Source organism: Gordonia sp. SMJS1 (assembly GCF_029866425.1).
Lineage (GTDB): Bacteria > Actinomycetota > Actinomycetes > Mycobacteriales > Mycobacteriaceae > Gordonia > Gordonia hongkongensis.
The window spans coordinates 1,718,204-1,739,930 of record NZ_CP123381.1 but is presented as its reverse complement, the minus strand read 5'-3'; the positions used below and the strand labels follow the sequence as shown (position 1 = coordinate 1,739,930).

General features: G+C 68.5%; 18 protein-coding genes. 9 read left to right on the top strand and 9 right to left on the bottom strand.

The window, feature by feature from the left end; translation table 11 throughout:
* Positions 1 to 7: 7 nt before the first annotated feature.
* Both QAD21_RS07960 and QAD21_RS07955 read left to right on the top strand, forming a co-directional pair.
* Entirely contained in the window at positions 8 to 1,432 is a 1,425-nt protein-coding gene (locus tag QAD21_RS07960; RefSeq protein ID WP_137809247.1) for a class II fumarate hydratase, read from the top strand.
* Positions 1,433 to 1,437: 5 nt separating this feature from the next.
* A complete protein-coding gene (locus tag QAD21_RS07955; protein ID WP_068970156.1) occupies positions 1,438 to 2,124 on the top strand; it encodes a PIG-L family deacetylase in 687 nt (228 codons plus the stop codon).
* Positions 2,125 to 2,485: 361 nt separating this feature from the next.
* Here QAD21_RS07955 and QAD21_RS07950 read toward each other — a convergent pair whose 3' ends face one another.
* Positions 2,486 to 4,204: a GAF domain-containing protein gene (locus QAD21_RS07950; protein WP_068970177.1), complete on the bottom strand. Its 1,719-nt coding sequence runs from the start codon at positions 4,202 to 4,204 to the stop codon at positions 2,486 to 2,488.
* A 170-nt stretch (positions 4,205 to 4,374) separates the two neighbouring features.
* Here QAD21_RS07950 and QAD21_RS07945 point away from each other — a divergent pair, with 170 nt between their 5' ends.
* On the top strand, positions 4,375 to 5,022 hold the full coding sequence (locus QAD21_RS07945) for a response regulator transcription factor (protein WP_068970176.1): 648 nt from the start codon (positions 4,375 to 4,377) through the stop codon (positions 5,020 to 5,022).
* A 382-nt stretch (positions 5,023 to 5,404) separates the two neighbouring features.
* Here the strand turns inward: QAD21_RS07945 and QAD21_RS07940 are convergent, their stop codons facing one another.
* From QAD21_RS07940 to QAD21_RS07920, 5 genes are all read right to left on the bottom strand, one after another.
* Complete coding sequence (locus tag QAD21_RS07940) at positions 5,405 to 6,379, bottom strand: L,D-transpeptidase family protein (protein WP_068970155.1); 975 nt, start codon at positions 6,377 to 6,379, stop codon at positions 5,405 to 5,407.
* 557 nt (positions 6,380 to 6,936) lie between these two features.
* On the bottom strand, positions 6,937 to 8,229 hold the full coding sequence (locus tag QAD21_RS07935) for a PhoH family protein (RefSeq protein ID WP_058250725.1): 1,293 nt from the start codon (positions 8,227 to 8,229) through the stop codon (positions 6,937 to 6,939).
* Between the two features lie 341 nt (positions 8,230 to 8,570).
* On the bottom strand, positions 8,571 to 9,437 hold the full coding sequence (locus QAD21_RS07930) for an acyl-ACP desaturase (protein ID WP_068970154.1): 867 nt from the start codon (positions 9,435 to 9,437) through the stop codon (positions 8,571 to 8,573).
* Between the two features lie 43 nt (positions 9,438 to 9,480).
* The gene (gene glyA / locus QAD21_RS07925; protein WP_068970153.1) at positions 9,481 to 10,788 is read right to left on the bottom strand and encodes a serine hydroxymethyltransferase; all 1,308 of its coding nucleotides are present in this window, start codon (positions 10,786 to 10,788) and stop codon (positions 9,481 to 9,483) included.
* A 90-nt stretch (positions 10,789 to 10,878) separates the two neighbouring features.
* Entirely contained in the window at positions 10,879 to 12,111 is a 1,233-nt protein-coding gene (locus tag QAD21_RS07920) for a DUF885 domain-containing protein (RefSeq protein WP_068970151.1), read from the bottom strand.
* A gap of 97 nt (positions 12,112 to 12,208) precedes the next feature.
* Here QAD21_RS07920 and coaA point away from each other — a divergent pair, with 97 nt between their 5' ends.
* Complete coding sequence (coaA, locus tag QAD21_RS07915; RefSeq protein ID WP_058250729.1) at positions 12,209 to 13,150, top strand: type I pantothenate kinase; 942 nt, start codon at positions 12,209 to 12,211, stop codon at positions 13,148 to 13,150.
* On the opposite strand, the gene QAD21_RS07910 is transcribed toward coaA, so the two are convergent.
* Together QAD21_RS07910 and QAD21_RS07905 are read right to left on the bottom strand one after the other, a co-directional pair.
* Entirely contained in the window at positions 13,122 to 13,631 is a 510-nt protein-coding gene (locus tag QAD21_RS07910) for a carboxymuconolactone decarboxylase family protein (protein ID WP_068970150.1), read from the bottom strand. The genes coaA and QAD21_RS07910 overlap by 29 nt on opposite strands.
* A complete protein-coding gene (locus QAD21_RS07905; RefSeq protein ID WP_068970149.1) occupies positions 13,628 to 14,407 on the bottom strand; it encodes an SDR family oxidoreductase in 780 nt (259 codons plus the stop codon). Before QAD21_RS07905 ends, QAD21_RS07910 begins: the two co-directional genes overlap by 4 nt.
* An 82-nt stretch (positions 14,408 to 14,489) precedes the next feature.
* Here QAD21_RS07905 and QAD21_RS07900 point away from each other — a divergent pair, with 82 nt between their 5' ends.
* Entirely contained in the window at positions 14,490 to 15,953 is a 1,464-nt protein-coding gene (locus QAD21_RS07900; protein ID WP_068970148.1) for a PLP-dependent aminotransferase family protein, read from the top strand.
* A gap of 27 nt (positions 15,954 to 15,980) precedes the next feature.
* Here QAD21_RS07900 and QAD21_RS07895 read toward each other — a convergent pair whose 3' ends face one another.
* Positions 15,981 to 16,763, bottom strand: coding sequence for an isoprenyl transferase (locus QAD21_RS07895; protein ID WP_068970147.1), 783 nt, complete (start codon positions 16,761 to 16,763; stop codon positions 15,981 to 15,983).
* A 114-nt stretch (positions 16,764 to 16,877) separates the two neighbouring features.
* Here QAD21_RS07895 and QAD21_RS07890 point away from each other — a divergent pair, with 114 nt between their 5' ends.
* The 4 genes from QAD21_RS07890 (at position 16,878) to QAD21_RS07875 (ending at position 21,590) form a co-directional block, all read left to right on the top strand.
* On the top strand, positions 16,878 to 17,546 hold the full coding sequence (locus QAD21_RS07890; RefSeq protein WP_068970146.1) for a hemolysin III family protein: 669 nt from the start codon (positions 16,878 to 16,880) through the stop codon (positions 17,544 to 17,546).
* 59 nt (positions 17,547 to 17,605) lie between these two features.
* A complete protein-coding gene (locus QAD21_RS07885; RefSeq protein WP_223258833.1) occupies positions 17,606 to 18,157 on the top strand; it encodes a hypothetical protein in 552 nt (183 codons plus the stop codon).
* 93 nt (positions 18,158 to 18,250) lie between these two features.
* Positions 18,251 to 19,825: a PepSY domain-containing protein gene (locus QAD21_RS07880; RefSeq protein ID WP_083229305.1), complete on the top strand. Its 1,575-nt coding sequence runs from the start codon at positions 18,251 to 18,253 to the stop codon at positions 19,823 to 19,825.
* Positions 19,826 to 19,940: 115 nt separating this feature from the next.
* Positions 19,941 to 21,590 carry an alkaline phosphatase D family protein gene (locus tag QAD21_RS07875; RefSeq protein ID WP_068970144.1) on the top strand — a complete coding sequence of 550 codons (1,650 nt, stop codon included), beginning with the start codon at positions 19,941 to 19,943 and terminating at the stop codon, positions 21,588 to 21,590.
* The last annotated feature ends 137 nt before the right edge of the window (positions 21,591 to 21,727 follow it).

Genomic DNA, 21,727 nt, shown 5'->3' with positions numbered 1-21,727 from the left:
CACGCCGATGACCGAGGAAACACAGACCGACGCGCAGGGCGAGCAATACCGCATCGAGCACGACACCATGGGCGAGGTCCGGGTACCCGTCGACGCCCTGTGGCGGGCACAGACGCAGCGTGCCGTGGAGAACTTCCCGATCAGCGGACGCCCCCTCGAACGGACCCAGATCCGGGCGATGGGACTGCTGAAGGCGGCCTGCGCCACCGTCAACGCCGACCTCGGTCTGCTCGACAAGGAGAAGGCCGACGCGATCGTCGCCGCGGCCACCGAGATCGCGGACGGACGCCACGACGACCAGTTCCCGATCGACGTGTTCCAGACCGGTTCGGGCACCAGCTCGAACATGAACACCAACGAGGTCATCGCGTCGATCGCCAAGTCCAACGGCGTCGAGGTGCATCCGAACGATCACGTCAACATGTCCCAGTCGTCCAACGACACCTTCCCGACGGCGACGCACGTCGCCGCCACCGAGGCCGCCGTCACCGACCTGATCCCGGCGCTCGAACATCTGCAGAAGACGTTGGCCGACAAGGCAACCGAATGGCGTGAGGTCGTCAAGAGCGGGCGCACGCATTTGATGGACGCGGTACCGGTCACGCTCGGACAGGAATTCGGCGGTTACGCGCGTCAGGTCGAGGCCGGCATCGAGCGCATCACCGCCGCCCTCCCGCGCGTCGGCGAACTGCCCATCGGCGGTACCGCGGTCGGCACCGGCCTCAATGCGCCAGATGGCTTCGGCACCAAGGTGGTCGCCGAACTCGTGTCGCTCACCGGCGTCGAGTCACTCACCCTCGCGAAGGACAACTTCGAGGCGCAGGCGGCCCGTGACGGGCTCGTCGAACTCTCCGGCCAGTTGAAGACCGTCGCGGTGTCGCTGACCAAGGTCGCCAACGACGTCCGTTGGATGGGCTCGGGTCCGCTCACCGGGCTCGGCGAGATCCTGCTCCCCGACCTGCAGCCGGGCAGTTCCATCATGCCGGGCAAGGTCAATCCCGTTCTGCCCGAAGCTGTCACGCAGGTGGCGGCGCAGGTCATCGGCAACGACGCCGCAGTCACCTGGGGCGGCGGCAACGGCGCCTTCGAACTCAACGTCTACATCCCGATGATGGCGCGCAACGTCCTCGAGTCCCTGAAGCTGCTCGCGAACGTCTCGCGGTTGTTCGCCGACCGCTGTATTACCGGTTTGCAGGCCAACACCGAGCGGTTGCGCACGCTCGCGGAGAGTTCGCCGTCGATCGTCACCCCCCTCAACAGCGCCATCGGCTACGAGGAGGCAGCGGCCGTCGCCAAGCAGGCACTGAAGGAGGGCAAGACCATCCGCGAGACCGTCCTCGAACGTGGCCTGGTCGGCGAGAAGCTGACCGAGGACGAACTGGACGCCCGGCTCGACGTGCTGAAGATGGCCAATCTCGACCGGGAGCGCTGAGAACCGTGACGGCGCAGCTGCTCCCCTTCCCCACCGACTGGCAGACCGCGCTCGTGCTCGTCGCCCACCCCGACGACCCCGAGTACGGGATGGCGGCGGCCGTCGCCCGTTGGACCGGCGAGGGCCGCCGCGTCGTCTACGCGCTGGCCTCCAGCGGCGAGCGGGGCATCGAGGGTCTGCCGCCCGCCGAGTGCGGCCCCCTGCGGGAAGCGGAGCAGCGCGCGTCCGCGTCGATCGTCGGCGTGGACGAGGTGGAGTTCTGGGGGTTCCCCGACAGTGACATCCGCAACGTGCCGGAGTTGCGGGACAAGATCACCGAGACCGTCGAACGGGTGCGGCCGCAGGTGATCGTCTCGCTCTTCGGTGGACCCGAGTGGGCGCCGGGCATGCCCAATCAACGCGACCACATGGAGTTCGCCGCGGCGGTCCTCGAGGCCTACGACGCCCTGGAAGCCCCGCCGTCGTGGTTGTTCGAGAACGGTCCGGCGGCGACCCACGGCGTCGAGGTCGAGGAACAACTCGACACGGCCGTTCGCGCACTGGCCGCCCACGACCGCTACCTCTCCGTCCTCGATCCGGACACCCCGGTCCTCGACCAGGCGCGGGCGCAGATCGAGATGGCGACCGCGCCGCGGGACGGCGATGCCCGTCATGTGACCGGCTTCGAGCTCAAACGGGGTCGGCCCGCCTGAGTCGGCACGACCCGCCGCGCATCAGCAGCGGCAGCGGCGACGACCCGACGTTTCCTTGGCCCCTCGGATCGGTGACCTTCGGCCCCTCCCGGCGGGCGCGACGCCGGTGGATGGTGTGAGGGTCAATCTCTCCGCACACCGTTCGGTGCAAGCTCTCCCAGGGGGACCGTCATCACTCTCACGGCCGTTCTCGTCGCTTTCCTCGCCGCATTCGCCGTCTGCGCGGTCATCGGATTGTCCGTGTGGCTGCTCGTGCTCTTCGGAGTGCTCACCGGACTCCAAACGGTCGCCTGGCTGACCGAGCGCATGTCGGCATGGCGACTACCGGCCGAGGCGGATGCCCCCTAGTGGGGTGTCTCCACTAGAGCTGCGCCGACCACCGCAGCGCGAGACCGCCGCCCGGCGGCGGGGTCGTCGTGAACGCCCCGCCGGCCTTCTCGGCCCGGAGCGCGAGGTTGGCCAGACCGCTCGGAGTCACGTCCGCCGGCAGCCCGATGCCGTTGTCGATGACCTCGACGACCAGCTCGTCGGCGACCGTGATCGACACCGTCACCGTCGTGGCCCGGGCGTGCTTCACGACGTTGCTGACCGCCTCGCGTATCACCGCGACGACGTTCTCGGCCAAGGGGCGATCGACCACGGACAGCGGACCCGAGGTCCGCACGTGCATCTGGATCGGCAGATCGTCGATCTGCTGGTCGATGACCTCCTGCACGCGCTGCCGCAACCGCGTGACCGTCATGTCCTCGGTCTGCAGGTCGAAGATGGTCGAGCGCACCTCCTGGACGATGTCCTGGAGGTTGTTGATCGACCGGGTGAGTCGCGAGCGGATATCGGGTGAGTGGGTGCGCTGCAGCGTCGCCTGCAGGCTGAGCCCCTCGGCGAAGATCCGCTGGATCACGTGATCGTGGAGGTCGCGCGCGATGCGCTCACGGTCTTCGAGCACGCGCATGTGATGGGCCTGCAACGTCGCGGTGGCCAGTTGCATCGCGAGTGCGGCCTGGTCGGCGAAGTCGGCGCACAGCCCGAGGAGATCCCGGGCGAACGGCTCCCGCCCGTCAGCCCGCATGGCGATCAACACGCCTCGTGTGGAATCGATGGTCCGCAGCGGCGCGGCCATGACCGGCCCGTAGCGCGTCGAATCGCCGACGTCGTACTCCAGGTGATTCCGGAGCACGGGCCGTCGTTGGACGAATGCCGTCCCCGAGGTCGACCCGGTGATGGGGATGCTCTGGCCGCGGAAGACGTGTCCGTCCTCTCCCTCGGCGACCGTGATCACCAGTTCGTCGATCAGCTCCACAGGCTCTTCGGTGTCGTGGGGCTCGGCGATGAAGACCAGGTCGGCATCGGCCAGGGTCAGCACCTTCCGCGCGATCTGCTCGAGGACGTCTTGATGATCGGCGCCGGTCAGCAACTCGGTCATCACGTCGCGGTTGGCCTCGATCCAGGCCAGCTGGTTCTGCGCCTGCGCGTAGAGCCGGGCGTTGTCGATCGCGATCCCGGCAGCCGAGGCCAGTGCCTGGATGACCACCTCGTCGTCCTCGGTGAAGACGCCGCCGTTCCTCTTCTCGGTCAGATAGAGATTGCCGAAGATCTCGTCGCGGACCCGGATCGGCGTGCCCAGGAAACTCGTCATCGGCGGGTGGTTGGCGGGGAAACCCACCGATTCGGGGTGCTCGGACAGGTCGGACAACCGCAGGAGCTCGGGCTGGTCGATGAGCTGACCGAGGACGCCACCGCCGGTGGGCAGGTCGCCGATGAGTACCCGGGTCTCGGCATCGATGCCCTGGGAGAGGAACGCGGACAGATGATGCCCGCTCCCGAGCACGCCCAGCGCCCCGTACTCGGCGTCGACGAGACGGATCGCCGACGCCACGATCGATTCGAGGGTGGTTTCCAGATCGAGTCCGGAACTGACGACCAGCATCGCCTGCAGGAGTCCGTCGGTCTGATCGCGTACTTCGGCGATCTGGCTGATCCGGTCGGAGACCTCGTCGAGCAGTTCGCGCAAACGCATCTGCGACAGCGCTTTCTGCAATTCGAGCGATCTCGGATCCAGTTCCGAGAATTCGGAAACCATGTACCGGATCATAGTCAGGTTCATTTCCGGGTGCTGCACTTCGAGTTCGAACGCGGTTTCGCTCGGGTTGGGACACGAGCGATGACATTTGGTAGACCTGCACACATTCGTCGAATTCGTCCGGCCCGTCCTACAATCCGATTCAGGTGTCCGATCCGGAGGGAGACGGCATGATCAGGGTTTTCCTGGTGGACGACCACGAAATCGTCCGACGGGGACTCGTCGAGTTGCTCGACTCCGTTTCCGACGTGGAGGTCGTCGGCGAGGCCGCCAGCGTCGCGCAGGCGCTCGCGCGCATTCCCGCGGTGTCTCCGGATGTCGCCGTGCTCGACGTCCGGCTTCCGGACGGCAACGGCATCGAATTGTGCCGTGAGCTCCTCAGCAGGGTGGACGGCCTGCGTTGCCTCATGCTGACCTCACTGACCGACGACGAGGCGATGATGGACGCCATCCTGGCCGGGGCCAGCGGATACGTCATCAAGGACATCACCGGGATGGAACTGGCGCGTGCGATCGCCGAGGTGGGCGCCGGCCGGTCTCTGCTCGACAACCGCGCCGCGGCGGCGTTGATGGATCGGCTACGCGCCCGGCAGGACGCCGCGGAACCGGCGGACGACGGACTCAGCGAGCAGGATCGGACGCTGCTGGCCCTTCTCGGCGAGGGCCTGACCAACCGGCAGATCGCCGCGCGGATGCATCTCGCCGAGAAGACCGTCAAGAACTACGTCTCGCGACTGCTCGGCAGGCTCGGCATGGAGCGTCGGACCCAAGCGGCGGTGTACGCGGCGAAGACCGCGAACCGCGACCGACGACGCTGAAGCGCCACGCGGAGGGTCGATCGAACGATGTGTCATTCGACTCTTGAGATCTACGTCACATAAGCCGACACTGAAATGGTCGCTCGTCCGACAGGGAGGGCTCTCGGACGAGTGCGGCCCGACGCCCCAACAAGTGACAGAGAAGGTCCATCGAGATAACAGTTGTTTCCGCATTCGTGGAAACCGGAACTTCCCCCTCCGACCGGCACTGCGGTAGTTGCGGACGCGCGTTCGCGATCCGTACGCCGCTCCGCCAGTCCGATCTGGACGATCTCGCCCGGGTCAACGGGTGGCACATCAGCACCGAGGCCACGTGGTGCCCCGGCTGCCGATGTGCCCGGATGAGTTTGTCCGACGTTCGCGCCCGGCCCGGCCGGACCGATCAGCCCGCCTGACCGCCGAGCCCGAAGAGGGCCGGAACCACGCCGACGAGCTGCGAGAGCAGACCGGTCAGGACGTCGGCACCCGGAACACCCGAGGTGGTGGGAGGCGTCGTCCCCGGCGTCGTGCCCGGAGCGGTTTGAGGGGTTGCTCCGGGCGCGTCGCCCGCGGGTGCACCCTGGTTGACACCGATGGTGATCTTCGGGCTCTTGGCCGGATCGAGCCACACGAGGATCTGTTTCATCAGCTCGCGTTCGATCGCGACGCAGCCCATCGTCGGTTCACCGTTCGTCACGTGGAGGAACATTGCCGACGCCCGACCCGGGGTGCGTTGCGGGTTGTGCGCGATGTTGACCGCGTAGTCGTAGACCGGGCCGGAGTTGTAGAGGTTCTCACTGTCCCCACCGGGGCTCTGCGGCTGACGCACGTGCGTGTTGTAGGTCGGCGACTTCATGTTCGAGTCCCACCAGTCCTGCTGGTCGACCTTGCGATACGGCATCTTGGTCCCGGGATTCTCCGCACGGCCGAAGGCCTGGTCGAGCGGGAAGGTGCCCTGCGGGGTCCGGTGGACGTCGTCCTTCGGCTCGCCCATGCCCAGCGAACCGAGGTAGGCCTTCGTCGGGCCGATGACGGGTTTCCAACTGCCGTCGGCGCCCCGGTCGAAGGCCGTCAGGGTGGCGGTGGTGTCGGACGCCTTCGGCGCGGTCACCACGATCATCTGGCTCGTCGGCCCACCCGCCCCGGGTGCACCGGCACCGCCGGTGCCGTCGTCCGACCCGGTCCCACCGGCGAGCTGGTCGAGAATGCCGTCGAGCAGCGGCATGCCCGACCCGGGCGTCGTTCCCGGACTAGGTGTGGTGGACGTCCCCGGCGTGGATGTCTCGGGTGTAGTTGTCTCCGGGGCGGCGACCGACTGCCCGGCGCCGCCGACAATCGCGGCGAGCACCGCGATCACCAACAGTCCCAACAGTCTCATTCGCCTCATCAGTAACTTCTGCACCATGCCAGTCTGACAGTGCGCAAGAGACCATGAGTCACGTCCTGGTCACGGTGCGGTTCGGATCAGGTGTCGGCGACGAGCCGGTCGGCGTATGGACAGAAGCCGTATTCACGCGGTCGAGGTCGATTTCTCGATACGAAAACACCGAATTGCCATGATTCGAAATGCAGTACAAAAACGCATTCGACGAATCAATCTGAGAAATGGGTCGAATTCTCTTGGACTTTGTTTGCGCGTTTGTTATCAGATCATTACTGTTGCGAACGACGGCGTCGAATAAAGGCGGCCGTCGAAACGGATAGCCATTCGATTAAGGGAGAACAATGACATCCTTGGAGAACGTCGAACTGCTCACCGCCATCGTCGACCTCTTGAATTCGCTCCGCGACTTCACCCCGATCGAACCGCCGACCGCCTGATCTGACACACGAGGGCCGCGTCGACTCCCTTCCGGTGTCGACGCGGCCTTCGAGTTTCCGGCGGCGAAATCCTTACGGCCACCGAGCAATTGGAACCCAGAGGTCGCGCCGACCCTACGGCGCGAACTCCTCGAGCATCTCGGTCACGAGTGCGGCGATCGGCGACCGCTCGCTGCGGGTGAGCGTGATGTGCGCGAAGAGCGGGTGTCCCTTCAGCTTCTCGATGACCGCGGCGACGCCGTCGTGGCGGCCCACGCGGAGATTGTCACGTTGCGCGACATCGTGGGTCAGCACCACGCGAGATCCCGATCCCAGGCGGGACAGAACGGTGAGCAACACGTTGCGCTCCAGCGACTGCGCCTCGTCGACGATGACGAACGAATCGTGCAGCGACCGCCCGCGGATGTGCGTCAGCGGCAGCACCTCCAGCATGCCGCGGCTCAAGACCTCGTCGATGACCTCCGGCGACGCGAGCCCCTCCAGCGTGTCGAAGACCGCCTGCGCCCACGGACCCATCTTGTCGGACTCACTACCGGGCAGATAGCCGAGCTGTTGTCCGCCGACTGCGTACAGCGGCCGGAACACGACGACCTTCCGCTGGGTACGCCGTTCCAGGACCGCTTCCAGTCCCGCACAAAGCGCGAGCGCCGATTTTCCGGTACCGGCCTTGCCGCCGAGCGAGACGATTCCCACGCTCTCGTCGAGGAGCAGGTCGAGGGCGACCCGCTGCTCGGCCGACCGTCCGTGCAGTCCGAAGGCCTCGCGGTCGCCGCGGACCAGTTGCACCCGCTTGTCCGCGTTCACCCGGCCCAGGGCACTCGACGTGGCGCTGAGCAGTCGAACACCGGTGTGACACGGCAGTTCGCGTGCCTCGTCGAGGTCGACGACGCCCTCGGCGAACAACGTGTCGACCGTGGCGGTGGCGACATCGAGTTCGGTCATGCCCGACCACCCCGAGACCACGACATCCTGCGCGTGGTACTCGTCGGCGGCCAGGCCCACCGCACCGGCCTTCACCCGCAGCGGTGTGTCCTTCGAAACCAGGGTCACGTCCTTGCCCTCGGCGCGCAGGTTCAGTGCACAGGCGAGGATCCGGGAGTCGTTCGAGTCGGTGCGGAAGCCGGCGGGCAGCACGGCGGGGTCGGTGTGGTTGAGCTCCACCTGGAGGGTGCCGCCCTCGTCGCCGATCTCGAGCGGCAGGTCGAGCCGGCCGTGTTCGAGTCGCATGTCGTCGAGCATGCGCAGCGCCTCACGCGCGAACCAGCCGAGTTCGTGGTGGTGACGTTTGCCCTCGAGTTCGCTGATGACCACCAGTGGCAGCACGACGTGGTGTTCGGCGAAACGCATGACCGCCCAGGGATCGGACAGCAGCACGGAGGTATCGAGGACGTAGGTGCGTGTGGTCACGTGGGGCTCCTACGTTCGTGCGGCTCCCGCACAAACCAGTGTTGGTCGACCGGCCGGTCCAGTTGTCCGTTGTCCCGGCGTCAGCCGAGGTGGACGAGGACCGGGGCCGGTCCCCTCGCGTTGCTCGCACAAACCACGAATTGAACCTCCCGAACGAACCGCTTCCCCGCGGTCCGTCACTCGCCAACGTACGCGCGAAAATCGTTGGCGGCGCGCCGGAATCCGGTGTGTCGGCGTGAATTGTGGGTAAACCGCCGTATCGTTTCCACCGGAGACGCAACACGGCGCCACCAGGACTTTCGTCGTCCCGGTGGCGCCGTGTTCGTACTGGGCGCGAGTCGTCAGCGGCCGGTGCGGGCGAGGATGCGGGTGCGCGCGGCCTCCGCCTCCTCACCGAGACCGGAGACGGTGTCGAGCTTGACCGCGTCGGCCAGGGCCGCCGCGATGGCCGCCTTCACCTCGGCGTTCTCGTAGTCGGCGATGAGTGCGCGCTCGGCGTCGAAGTCGGCGATGTCGTGGCCGATCGGCTCGTCGAGGGCCAGCGCCCGGTCGATGGCGAGGACGGTGGCGTCCTGGTCGGCGACAATGCCGGCGTTGAGGAACGCGCCGAAGGTGGTGGCCTGGCCCTGGTCGTCGTTGGAGATCTTCGTCAGGATCTCCACGAGTGCCTCGTCGCCGGCGACCGCGGACAGGCGCTTGATGAAGTGGACGCACTGGTTCTCGTGTACCGCCATCAGCGCGAGCACGTCGAGCGGGCCGAGTGGCTCGACCTGCTCCGGCGTCTGCCGATACCCCTGCGTGACGTGGATGCGACGGCGCTCCTCGGCGTCCACCGGATCGATCGCGCGCCGGACGACGAGGTAGTCGCGCAGGACGATCGCGTGGCGGTTGTCCTCGGCGGTCCACACGCCCACGAGCTGTCGCCAGTCGGAGAAGGCCGGGAAGTGCTTGGCCAGCACCCGGTGGTACGACGGCAGGTTGTCCTTGGTCAGCAGGAGGGCGAGCAGTCCCGCACGTGCCTCATCGGACAGGAAGGCCTCCGACGGATCGAAATCCGCTCCGCCGAGGAACCCGAAGTTGCGTCCGTCGTCCCACGGCACCCAGTCGTGCGGATTCCACGGAGCCGCGGCCGACTGGTGGTCTTCGGCGATCTCGGGAAGAGCCTTCTCGAGCGCGATGATCAGGTCGTCTTCAGTGAGGGCGTTCATCGCTGAAAGGATACGGACGCGCCGCCGGGACAGGCAATCCAGGTCAGATCCGGCTCATCAGGCCCCACTCCTCGAGACCGTCGTAGAGCGGGAAGTCGAGGGCGAGCTTGGACACGCGCCCGCGCAGGGCCGAGACGTCGGCGGCATCGCCGGCCGCGAGCGCGGTGGCGATGATGTCGGCGACCTCGGTGAACTGTTCGTCGCCGAAGCCGCGGGTGGCCAGTGCCGGGGTGCCGATACGTAGACCCGAGGTGACCATCGGCGGTCGCGGATCGAACGGCACCGCATTGCGGTTGACGGTGATGCCGACCTGATGCAGCAGGTCCTCGGCCTGCTGGCCGTCGAGGGCGCTGTTCCGCAGATCGACGAGCACGAGGTGGACGTCGGTACCGCCGGTCAGGACCGAGACGCCGGCCCCGGCCACATCCGAGCCGTTGAGGCGTTCGGCGAGGAGCCGCGCCCCGGACAGGGTGCGCCGCTGGCGCTCGGCGAATTCGTCGGTGGCGGCGATCTTCAGGGCCACCGCCTTACCGGCGATCGCGTGCATGAGCGGCCCGCCCTGCTGACCGGGGAACACCGCCGAGTTCAGCTTCTTGGCCCACTCCTGCTTGGCCAGGATGATCCCCGAACGCGGGCCGCCGAGGGTCTTGTGCACGGTCGAGGACACGACGTCGGCATGCGGGACCGGCGACGGATGCAGGCCGGCGGCGACGAGACCGGCGAAGTGGGCCATGTCGACCCAGAGGTGTGCGCCGACCTCGTCGGCGACGGAGCGGAACGCCTCGAAGTCGAGCGTGCGCGGGTAGGCCGACCACCCGGCGACGATGACCTTCGGTTTGACGTCGAGGGCGATCTTGCGCACCTCGTCCATGTCGATGCGGAAGTCCTCTTTGCTCACGCCGTAGAAGGCGTTCTCGTAGAGCTTGCCGGAGAAGTTCAGGCGCATGCCGTGGGTGAGGTGACCGCCGTGCGCGAGGTCGAGACCGAGCATGGTCTCCCCCGGCTCCATCAGGGCCTGCAGCACCGCGGCGTTGGCCTGGGCACCCGAATGCGGTTGCACGTTGGCGAAGTCGGCGCCGAACAGCTCCTTCGCCCGGTTGCGGGCGATGTCCTCGACGACGTCGACGTACTCGCACCCGCCGTAGTAGCGACGTCCCGGGTACCCCTCGGCGTACTTGTTGGTCAGCACGCTGCCCTGGGCCTGCAGCACCGCACGCGGCACGAAGTTCTCCGAGGCGATCATCTCGAGGGTGTCCCGCTGGCGGCTGAGTTCACCGTTCATGGCGGCTGCGACGTCGGGGTCGAGCTCTGCCAGGGACATCGAGTTCAGGGATGACGGGTTCGCGGTCATGCCCCGATTCTAGGCACCGAGTTCGCGCCGCAGACTCGCCGCCCGCTCCCTGAGGAGTCCCGGAGCCTGCGGAGGGACGTCACGAAGGGTCTACAGCAGTTCGCGCCGCAGACTCGCCGGGATGAGTGGTTCGTCGAGCAGGCGACCGAAGGCGGCCGCGCGGTCGTCGGCCTGCTCGAGCCACGCCTCGAGCAATCGGTATCCCTCGACGTAGGTGCTGATGTAGGCGCGCCAGAGCGGCGAGGTGAGGAATCGCAGCATCTGTCGGGCCCGTTCCTCGGGCGCGAGAAGCCAGCGCCGGAGATGTTCGGCGACGGTGTCGGCGTCGGCGTGGCGGTCGTGCAGCAGCAGCGCGGCGTCCTGACGAACGCCGAGGAGCCCGGCGGTGGCGCGTCCGACGCCCATCGCCCGCCCGGCGTCGAAGCGGAGTCCGAGGTCGGCGTAGATCTCCTGTGCCCACGTTCCCCACTCGGGACCGACGATCGCGGCCAGCGCGTGGTCGGCGAGGCCCTCGGCCATCAGGCACTGTGGGGTGTTGACCAGGAAGATCGACTGCTCGTCGTGCCCCGCGCCGACGAGCAACTGCTCTTTACGGCAGTGCTCGGTGTGGTGACCGGGGTAGGCCTCGTGCGCGATGAGGGCCGGCAGGGAGGACATGTACTGCGTGAGATCGGCGTTGATGGCGACGCGTGAGCGATAGTTGCCGAGGTAGTAGTTGAATCCCGACCACGGCTTGTCGGTGACGACTTCGAACTCGACGATCTCGTTGTCCGGCAACGGATATGCGGACCGTACTCGTTCGCGGAGCGCGCTGCTGAACGCGCGGACGCACTCGTCGACCCGCTCGGGTGGGATCTCGTCGGCACGCCGGTGCGCGGCGTAGATGTCCCGGAGCTCGTCGCCGGTGGCGCCCGGGACGCCGAGGGCCTCCGCCAGGTCGGCGTGCGCCTGCCGATACCGGTCCGGATCGGCCATCGCGATGTCGACGTCGAAGTAGGCGCGGACCTCGTCGATGAATCCGACGTCGTCGCCGGCGAACTTGCGCGCCGAGCACTCCAGCGCGCGCAGGTGGGCGCCGATGAACTCGGCGCGCGCCGCGTCGAGCGCGCCGGGCAGGTCGGCGAGCAGCCCGCGCGCGCGGTCGGCGAGCCGGGCGGGATCGGGTGCGGGCGCGTTCTCGACCTCCGCCTTCAGCGCGGGATCGCCGGTGTAGGCGTCGACGAAGCCCCGTTCGAGGCGATCGAAGGCGAGGCCGAGACGGAGGTACTCGGCCACCAGCGGGTCCGAGGCGTGGTCGGTGTCGGCGACGGTCGGGGACGGCATACCGGCAGGCTACCGATCGACGCTGTCACACGTCGCCCTAAGCTGTACGCATGATCACTCAGGGAGCGGCGGAACCGACATCGGCGGAGCTGCCCTGATGGCCCGCAACGCCACCGATCGGGATCCCAGTCTGTACCTGGAACTCGACCGGAGGCAGTGGCGCGAACTCCGCGAGTCGATGCCCCTGGTCCTCAACGAGGACGAACTGGCCGAGCTCGTCGGCCTCGGTGAGCAGATCGACCTCGACGAGGTCGCCGACGTGTATCTGCCGCTCTCTCGTCTGATCCACCTGCAAGTCGCTGCGCGGCAACGGTTGTTCGCCGCGACCTCGACCTTCCTCGGTGAGCGGCAGACCAATCGGCAGGTGCCCTTCGTCATCGGGATCGCGGGCAGTGTGGCGGTCGGGAAGTCGACGACGGCCCGCGTGCTCGCCGCCCTGCTCGCCCGCTGGGAGTCCCACCCGAAGGTGGACCTGATCACCACCGACGGTTTTCTGCTGCGCACCGCGGAGATGCAGCGTCGGGGCATTCTGCACCGCAAGGGATTTCCCGAGTCCTACGATCGCCGGGCCCTTCTGCGCTTCGTCACCGAGGTGAAGTCGGGTGCGCGCGAGGTCGCCGCGCCGGTCTACTCGCACCTCGCCTACGACATCGTGCCCGACGTCTATCACTATGTGCGCCAGCCCGACATCCTGATCCTCGAGGGCCTCAACGTGCTCCAGACCGGAGCGACGCTGATGGTCTCGGACCTGTTCGACTTCTCCATCTACGTCGACGCCAAGATCGACGACATCGAATCCTGGTACATCTCGCGCTTCCTGCAGATGCGGACCACCTCGTTCGCCAACCCGGACTCGCACTTCCACGCGTACGCGTCGCTGACCGACGATCAGGCGACCGCCGCGGCCCGGGATCTGTGGACCTCGATCAACCGTCCGAATCTGATCGAGAACATCCTGCCCACCCGGCCGCGGGCGTCACTGGTGCTGCGCAAGGACTACGACCACTCCATCAATCGGGTGCGCCTGCGGAAGCTCTGACCGACGATGCGGCCCGGCGTTCGTCGAGTCCGGCCGGGTACCCGCCGGCCAGCGCGATGCGGTTCCACGCGTTGATCATCACGATCGACGCGACCAGCTGACCCATCGCGGCGGCGTCGAAATGGGCTCGTGCGGAATCGAACACGTCGTCGGGGACACCGTTCTCGCCGATCAGCGTGACGCTCTCGGTGAGAGCCAGCGCCGCCCGTTCGGCCGGGGTGAACGCCGATCCGGCCTCCCGCCACGCGGCGATCAGCATCAGTTTGTGCGGGTCGATGTCCTTGGCGAGGGCATCGGAGGTGTGCATGTGCAGGCAGTAGGCGCACCCGTTGAGTTGCGAGGCCCGGATGACGATCAGTTCGGCGAGTTCTGGGTCAACCCCGGCCGACGATGCCCGCTGCAGCGCCACGAGGGCCTTGTACACGGACGGATTGTCCTGCGGTATCCACATTCTCGTCGCAGGCCGGGCGGCGGTGCTCATCGCCGTTCCCCCGCGCTCGCATTCTCGCGACCGGCCAGCCACCCGTCGAGCGTCGTCGACGTGACGACGTCGGGATCGACTGGCACGAGTCCGCCCTCCCGTATCGCCGGCCCCCCGAACCGGACGCCGAATATCCATCGTGGTGAGCCGGTCTGCGCAGCAACCGCTTTCGCCACATCGACCAGGTCCATCTCCACCGGTCCGCTCACCTCGATCGTCCGCTTTCCGGTCGGACCCGCGGTCACCACGTCGGCGACCGCCACGGCCACGTCGGCGACCGCGGCCGGGGCGCACCGCATCCTGGGCACCGCGGCGATCGGACCGAACCCCATCGACGACATCATCTGCTCGGCGAGCTCGAACCACTGCACCGACGCCAGGATGGTGAGTGCCGCGGGGTCGACGACCTCGCCGTAGGCGGCCTCCTGTGCCGCTTTGCCCTGGTAGTAACCGAATTTGGCGTTGACCGCCGGATCGCCGGCGTTGACGATCGACACCACGACGACGTGCGCGACACCCGCCGTCGTCGCGGCACGGCCGATCTTGGTCGCCGTGGTCTCGAAGAAGTCGATCGCCTCCTTCGCCTTCAGCGTCTGGAGACTGAGGCAGTCGACGACGGCGTCGGCACCGTCGAACGCCGCCGCCAGACCCGTTCCGGTGTAGGCGTCGACGCCGGTCGCCCGGCTGGCGCGCACCACCTCGTGGCCCCGCTCGACGAGCAGGTCGGCGACCCGACTTCCCAGCGCACCGCTGGCACCCACGACCACTATCTTCATCTCGTTCCTCCTCAAGGACGGACAGCTCTGTGTTGTGGGTTTAGGCTATGCCGCAATTAGCTCAAGAAAGTGGTCCAATCCGATGGCAGAAAAGCGGGTCAATTCGACGGCGGATCCCTGGGCCGAAGTGGCCGAGCGGCTGGGCGCGGACCTTTTCCTCGACCTGCAGCCCGATCCGGGCGCGGGTGCACGCGGGCGCGGTGCCACCCTGCGTCGGGCCCTCACCGAGGCGCTGCGCTCGGCCATCCTCGACAACCGACTGCCCGCGGGCACCGCATTGCCGCCGTACCGATCCCTCGCCGCGGACCTCGGTCTCGCTCGCGGCACCGTGTCGGCGGTCTACTCCGAACTGATCGCGGAAGGGTGGCTGACCGCGCGCCAGGGCTCGGCCACCCGGGTCGCCGACGGTGCGGCACGGCCACCGGCCATCGACGATCCCGGTGCGTCCACCGCCATGCCGGCCCTGCGTCACGACTTCTCGCTGGGACGACCCTGCGCCGGGATGTTCCCGCGCAACGACTGGATCCGCGCCACCCGACGCGCCCTGACCGAGACCCCCGACGACGCCTTCGGACCGGCTCACCCCCGCGGGCGCCTTGAGCTGCGGAACGCCCTCACCGGTTACCTGGCCCGCACGCGGGGTGTCCGCACCGCACCGGACCTGATCGTTCTCGGGACGTCGGTGCTGTCGGCACTGGAGTTGTTGGCGCGCACGGTGATCGGTGGTGTCGTCGCGGTCGAGAGCCACGGTCTGCCCTTTCACCGGCACGCCCTCGAGCGCGGCGGCGCGCGGGTCGTACCGGTGCGCATCGACGCCGACGGCATGGTGATCGACGAGCTCGAACGCACCGGGGCGGCCGCGGTCGTGCTGACCCCCAGCCACCAGTTCCCCACCGGTGTCGCTCTTTCGCCGGCGCGCCGGATGCAGGTCGTCGACTGGGCGCGGCGGACCGGCGCGGTCATCGTGGAGGACGACTACGACGGCGAGTTCCGCTACGACCGCGAACCGGTCGGTGCGTTGCAGGCGCTCGGCCCCGACGTCGTCGTCCACACCGGCTCGCTGAGCAAGAGCCTGTCGCCGGCGGTACGCGCGGGCTGGCTGGCCACTCCCGCCCACCTGGTCGAACCGGTGTTGCGCGGCAAGGGCTTCCGTGAGGCCGACGCGAGCATCGTCGATCAGCTCACGCTGGCCGAACTGATCGGTTCCGGAGCCTACGACCGGCACATCCGGCGCAGTCGTCAGGCGTACCGGACCCGGCGCGATGCGCTGGTGTCGGCCCTGGCCGGAATCGGACTCGAACTCCCCGGCATCGCCGCCGGACTGCACGCGTTGATCCCCGTCGACCATGCCGACGAGGGAGCCATCGTCCACCGGGCCTACGAACGCGGAATCGCGGTGACCGGACAGTCCCTGTTCCGGCATCCCGACGCCGACCCGCTGCCCTCCGGCGGGATCGGCGTCGGCTTCGGCACTCCCGCGGCGTCGACCTTCGGCGCCGATCTCACCGCATTGACCGGGCTCCTGGCCGACTCCGCCGCACGCTGAACCCGGCGCGGATCGACACCGGCGGAGTCACTTGCCGAACCGCCGGCTCCGCGCGGAGTAGTCGCGCAAGGCGCGCAGGAAGTCCACCCGACGGAACTCCGGCCAATAGGCGTCGGTGAACCAGATCTCCGAATAGGCGCTCTGCCACAACAGGAATCCCGACAGCCGCTGCTCTCCGGAAGTCCGGATCACGAGATCCGGGTCGGGCTGACCCTTGGTGTAGAGATTGGCGTCGATCGCCTCCACGGTGACCGCATCCACCATCTCGGCCGCAGTCGCCCCGGCGGTCACCTTCTCCTCCAGGAGCGCGCGAACCGCGTCCACGATCTCCTGCCGCCCGCCGTATCCGACGGCGACGTTGACGTTCATCCCCTGCCGTTCGGCGGTGCGGTCGGCGGCCGCCCGCAGACGTCCGGCCACCAGCTCGGGCAGTGCGTCGAGGGTGCCGACGATGCGGATCCGCCACTCGCCCTCGGGCGCGGAGATCTCGTCGACGATGTCCGGCACGATCTCGAGGAGTGCGTCGAGTTCGTCCGACGACCGGTTGAGGTTCTCGGTCGACAACAGGTAGATCGTGACGGCTTCGATGCCCAGGCCGGCGCACCAGCCGAGCATGTCCGCGATGCGCTGGGCACCCACGCGGTGTCCGTGGCTGACGTCCTCGAAACCAGCCTCACGCGCCCACCGCCGGTTGCCGTCGCAGATGATCGCCACGTGACGCGGCAGACGCTCGGTGTCGAGGAGCTGGATGAGCCGCCGTTCGTAGACGGAGAGAACGGGTCGTCGAAGCCGGTCCGGCAGGAGCTTCATCGTCGCGTCGTTCCCGCGTCGTGTCGGCCTCGTGTCACGCAGGACACCTTACGCGTCGCATCACGCCTTGCCGGTGACGCTGTGGACGCGCGAAGTTACGGTACCGTAGGTTCGGTGAGCACGTTGCTGAACCCGCCGGCTGACGTCCGCCCACGACTGCGCGGGGTCATCCACCACTACTCCGCCTATGTGGCCGCGGTCGCGGGGCTGGCCCTGGTGATCGGCGCGGCCACGGTCGGCGACCCCGTCGCCGTCGTACCGTGTGCCGTCTACGCGGTCACCGTGCTCGGACTCTTCGCGATCAGCGCCGGCTACCACCGGATTCCGTGGAAGACCGCCCGCGCGCGGACCCGGATGAAGCGTGCCGACCACGCGATGATCTTCCTCTTCATCGCCGGCACCTACACGCCGTTCTGCGCCCTCGGGCTTCCCTCGCCGACCAGTTGGTGGGTCCTCGGCATCGTCTGGGCCGGCGCAGCCGCCGGTGCGACCCTCAAGATCGCGTGGCCCGGCGCACCCCGCTGGCTCGGCGTCACCCTCTACATCGTGCTGGGCTGGGTGATCGTGGCCGTCGCCCCGGCGCTCGTCGGCGAGACCGGTCTGCCCGTTCTGATCCTGCTCGCGCTCGGCGGTGTCTTTTACAGCGTCGGTGGCGTCCTCTATGCGGCACGCTGGCCCGACCCCTGGCCGGAGACCTTCGGTCATCACGAGGTGTTCCACGCCTGCACCGCAGTCGCGGCCCTGCTGCACTACGTCGCCGCCTGGCTCCTGGTGTTGGGCTGACCTGCCCGTACGGTGACCGCACGCGGTTCGGGCATGACCGCCGTCGCTATGCTCCTTCCGTGAACCCGGACGTGCGCGCCCTCCACCGCCTTCGCGGTGGGGTCGTCGGCGCGCTGTCGGCGAGCACCGCGGTGGCCGCGCACGGGCTCGCGGCGGGTTCTCTCCCCGCCACCTCATCTCTGGTGTTCATGATCGCGGCGTGCACCGTACTCGGCTGGGCGATCGGCGCGACGGCCCGTCGTCGTCCCGGGTGGCTCGGCACGATCGGGCTCCTCGCGGCCGGGCAGGTGCTCGCACACGTGTCGCTCACCGCGCTCGATGCCTCGTCGGCGCACCACGCGGGCGTGAGTGCGCTTGCACACGCGCCGAGCGGGACCATGATGTTCGTCCACGCGGTGGCGACTCTGCTCACCGCCGCCGCCATCCACGTCGTCGAACCCGCCCTGCTCAGCGTCCTGACCGCGGTCGTCGCACTCATCCGGGCCGTCCTCGACCCGCCCGCTGACGACGCGATCCCGCGCGCCCCGCGGGCGACCCACGACGACGCGCGGCCCCGCCTGCGCGCCATCGCCGCTCTCGACACCCGCGGACCCCCGGCCCTCACGCGCTGATTCCCTACTCCGCCGACCCGTCACCCGACGGGCCGGTCGGTGCGCGTCTGCCCTCCCGCCTGACCGCGGTCAATGCCGCGCGCCGTCTTCCGCATGAGAGGCCCACCCGTGTCCCTGTCGAACCTGTCCCGCCCCGGTGAACCCGCCGGGCCGCCCGACCCCCGTCCCGAAACATCCGACGACAACCCCACTCCACCAGCCGCCGCACCAGACCGGCGAGTGACCCCGAACAGCTGGCAACCTCTGCTGCGCCGGTTGCACTTCTACGCCGGCGTCTTCATCGCGCCGTTCCTGATCGTTGCGGCGGTCAGCGGCGGGCTCTACGCGATCTCCCCATCGCTGGAACAGGTCGTCTACCGCGATCAACTCTCCACCGAAAGCACCGGCGACGCACGTCCGATCTCCGAACAGGTCGAGGCGGCGGCCCGGATCCGGCCGGACCTCACCCTGTCCGCGGTGCGCCCGGCCGCCGAACCCGGCGACACCACCCGCGTCCTGTTCGACGATCCCTCCCTCGGGGCGTCGAAGCGCCAGGCCGTGTTCATCGATCCGGTGACCCTGGAATCGACCGGAGAGCTGGTGTCCTACGGCAGCAGCGCGGCGTTGCCGATGCGCACCTGGATCAGCGAACTGCACCGTCACCTCCATCTCGGCGAGCCCGGCCGGATCTACAGCGAGCTCGCCGCCTCCTGGCTGTGGGTCATCGCCGTGGCCGGCCTCGCGCTGTGGATCTCCGCGTATCGCGCGCGCCGAAAACGACGCGCCGCCGACCTGGTCGCCTTCGACCGATCGGCGACCGGACGCAACCGCACCCGCAACCGGCACGGCGTGATCGGCGTCTGGATCGCGGTGGGGTTGGTGTTCTTGTCGGCCACCGGTCTGACTTGGTCGAAGTACGCCGGTGAGCACGTCTCCGATGTGCGCACGGCGCTGAGCTGGACGACCCCGACGGTCGACACCTCGCTGTCCGGATCGACGTCCGGATCGGACGGGCTGGGTGATCACAGCGGGCACGGCGATCACGGCGGCGCGGGTCACGGGCAGCGCGTTCCGGAAACGTCCGGCCAGACGATCGCGCAGCTCGACCGGGTGCTGGGCACCGCTCGGGCCGCCGGTGTGGACGGCCAGGTGGAGGTCTCGATCCCGACCGATGCGGACACCGCCTTCACCGTCGCCGAGACCAGGCAGCCCTGGCAGTTCGCCCAGGACACCGTCACCGTGAACGGCGCGACCGGTGCCGTTGTCGACGAACTGCGGTTCGCCGACTGGCCGCTCGCCGCGAAACTCACGACCTGGGGCATCGCACTGCACATGGGCATCCTGTTCGGCTGGGTGAGCCAGCTGGTTCTCCTGCTCCTGGCGATCGCGCTCGTGGTGCTGATCGTCCGCGGCTATCAGATGTGGTGGCAACGGCGGCCGAAGCGTGGCGGCGCGGTCGCGGTGGGTCGCCCGCCGGCACGGGGTGCACTGCGTCGGGTGCCGGTGGCCGGCGCGGTCGCGATCGTGGTGGTGGCCGCGGTGGTGGGCTGGTTCGTGCCGTTGCTCGGACTCAGCCTCCTCGGCTTCCTCGTGGTCGACGCCGCACTCGGAATCCGCGCCCGTCGCAAGCAAGTCGGCGTCGTCACCGGCGCCGGGAGCGAGTCGAGCGGGTCGGTCGACTCGCGGTAGCCCGTCGGGCAGGCGGCGGGGACGTACGCGTGGAGGTCGGAGACTTCACCTCCGCATCATGTCCCCGCCGTCTGCAGGTGGAGCCCAGGTCAGGTGATCCTGGTCGGCTGAGGCCATGCGGGGAAACCCGGCCGACGCATCACCGGCCCTTCTCACACCGTCGACCATCCGTTGTCATCCCGACCTCACGCTCCGCGGCGGCACTTCCCGACGCCGCTTCCTCACCTGGTCGGCACTCGTCGCCGGTCTCGCGTTCACGCCCGGCCTCCTCGGCGGCACCTCGCCGGCCCTACCCACACCGGCTCACCCCGCCGGCGTCTTCGGACTCGGGGTGGCGTCCGGTGACCCCCTCCCCGACGGCGTTGTGCTGTGGACGCGGTTGTCGCGCAACCCGTTCGCGCCCGGTGGCGGCATGGGACCACGCCCGGTGCGGGTCGACTGGGAGATCGCCGCCGACGAATCCATGACCCGCATCGTCCGTCGGGGTACGGTCCACGCCACCGCGGAATGGGGACACAGCGTGCACGTCGATGTCCGCGGTCTCGCGCCCGCCGCCGACTACTTCTATCGGTTCCGGGCACTCGGCGAGGTCTCGACGATCGGCCGGACCCGAACGGCACCAGCACCTTTCGCACGAGTCGAGAAGATGACGGTCGCCGTCGCGTCCTGCCAGAACTGGTCCGACGGCTACTACCATGCGTACGCTGACCTGGCGGCGCATGCACCCGACGTGGTGCTCCACCTCGGTGACTACATCTACGAGAAGCCGATCCCGGTTCATGGTGGCGCGAGACCCGAGGCGGTGCTTCCTCTCTCGGCAACACGGGAAGCAGTCGACCTCGACGACTACCGCGAGCGCTACGCGCTGTACAAGTCCGACCCCGACCTCCAACTCGCCCACGCGATGACACCGTTCGTGATCACCTTCGACGATCATGAGGTCGACAACAACTGGGCCGCAGCGATTCCCGAGGACCACACCCCACTCACCGCGTTCGCGCTGCGTCGCGCCCGCGCCCTGCGCGCGTGGTGGGAGAACACGCCGGTGCGGGTGGCGGCCCGACCGAACGGAACCGTCATCCGCGCGCATCGGCGGCTCGGCTTCGGCGACCTGGTCGACCTCACCCTGCTCGACACCCGCAGTCACCGCAGCGATCAGGCCAACGGAGACAACGACACCGGGCAGAACGCGCGCACCGCGGACGCCTCCCGAACCATCCTCGGTGCCGAACAGGAACGATGGGCGCTCGACGGCTTCGCCTCGTCCCGGCACCGGTGGAACGTCCTCGCCCAGCAGGTACCGATGGCCGACCTCGCCCGAACCGTCGGCTCGACCCGGGCGGTCAGCATGGACGGGTGGAGCGGCTACGAGGCCTCGCGCTCCCGCATCCTCGGCGGCGCCGCCGACCGGGGCGTGCGCAACCTGGTGTCGCTCGCCGGCGATATCCATCGCAGCGTGGTCGCCGACCTCCGGACCTCCTACACCGATGAATCGCCCATGCGCGGCGTCGAATTGGCCGCGACGTCGATCACCTCCGGCGGGGACGGGGAGGACATCGACGACGGCGACCGCCGCCTCAAGGAAGCGTCACCCCACGTCCGGTTCGGCAACTCGCAACGCGGCTACCTGCTCAACCGGATCCACTCCGATCGGTGGGAGGCCGAGTTCCGCGTGGCGCCGTCGGTACGGTCGCCCCGCGGAACACTGCGTCGTCGAGCACTGATCACGATCCCGGACTCGACGTCTGAGGTCGACGTCGTCTGACCCGAGCGAAGCGTCTCCCATCGTTCCCCGGTCCGAAAGAAGCACACAACCCACTGATCCCTGAGGTGCGAGGAGCGCAAGCGACGAGCCACGAAGGGCCTGGTGAGACACGTTGCTACACCCTTCGTGGCTCGCTT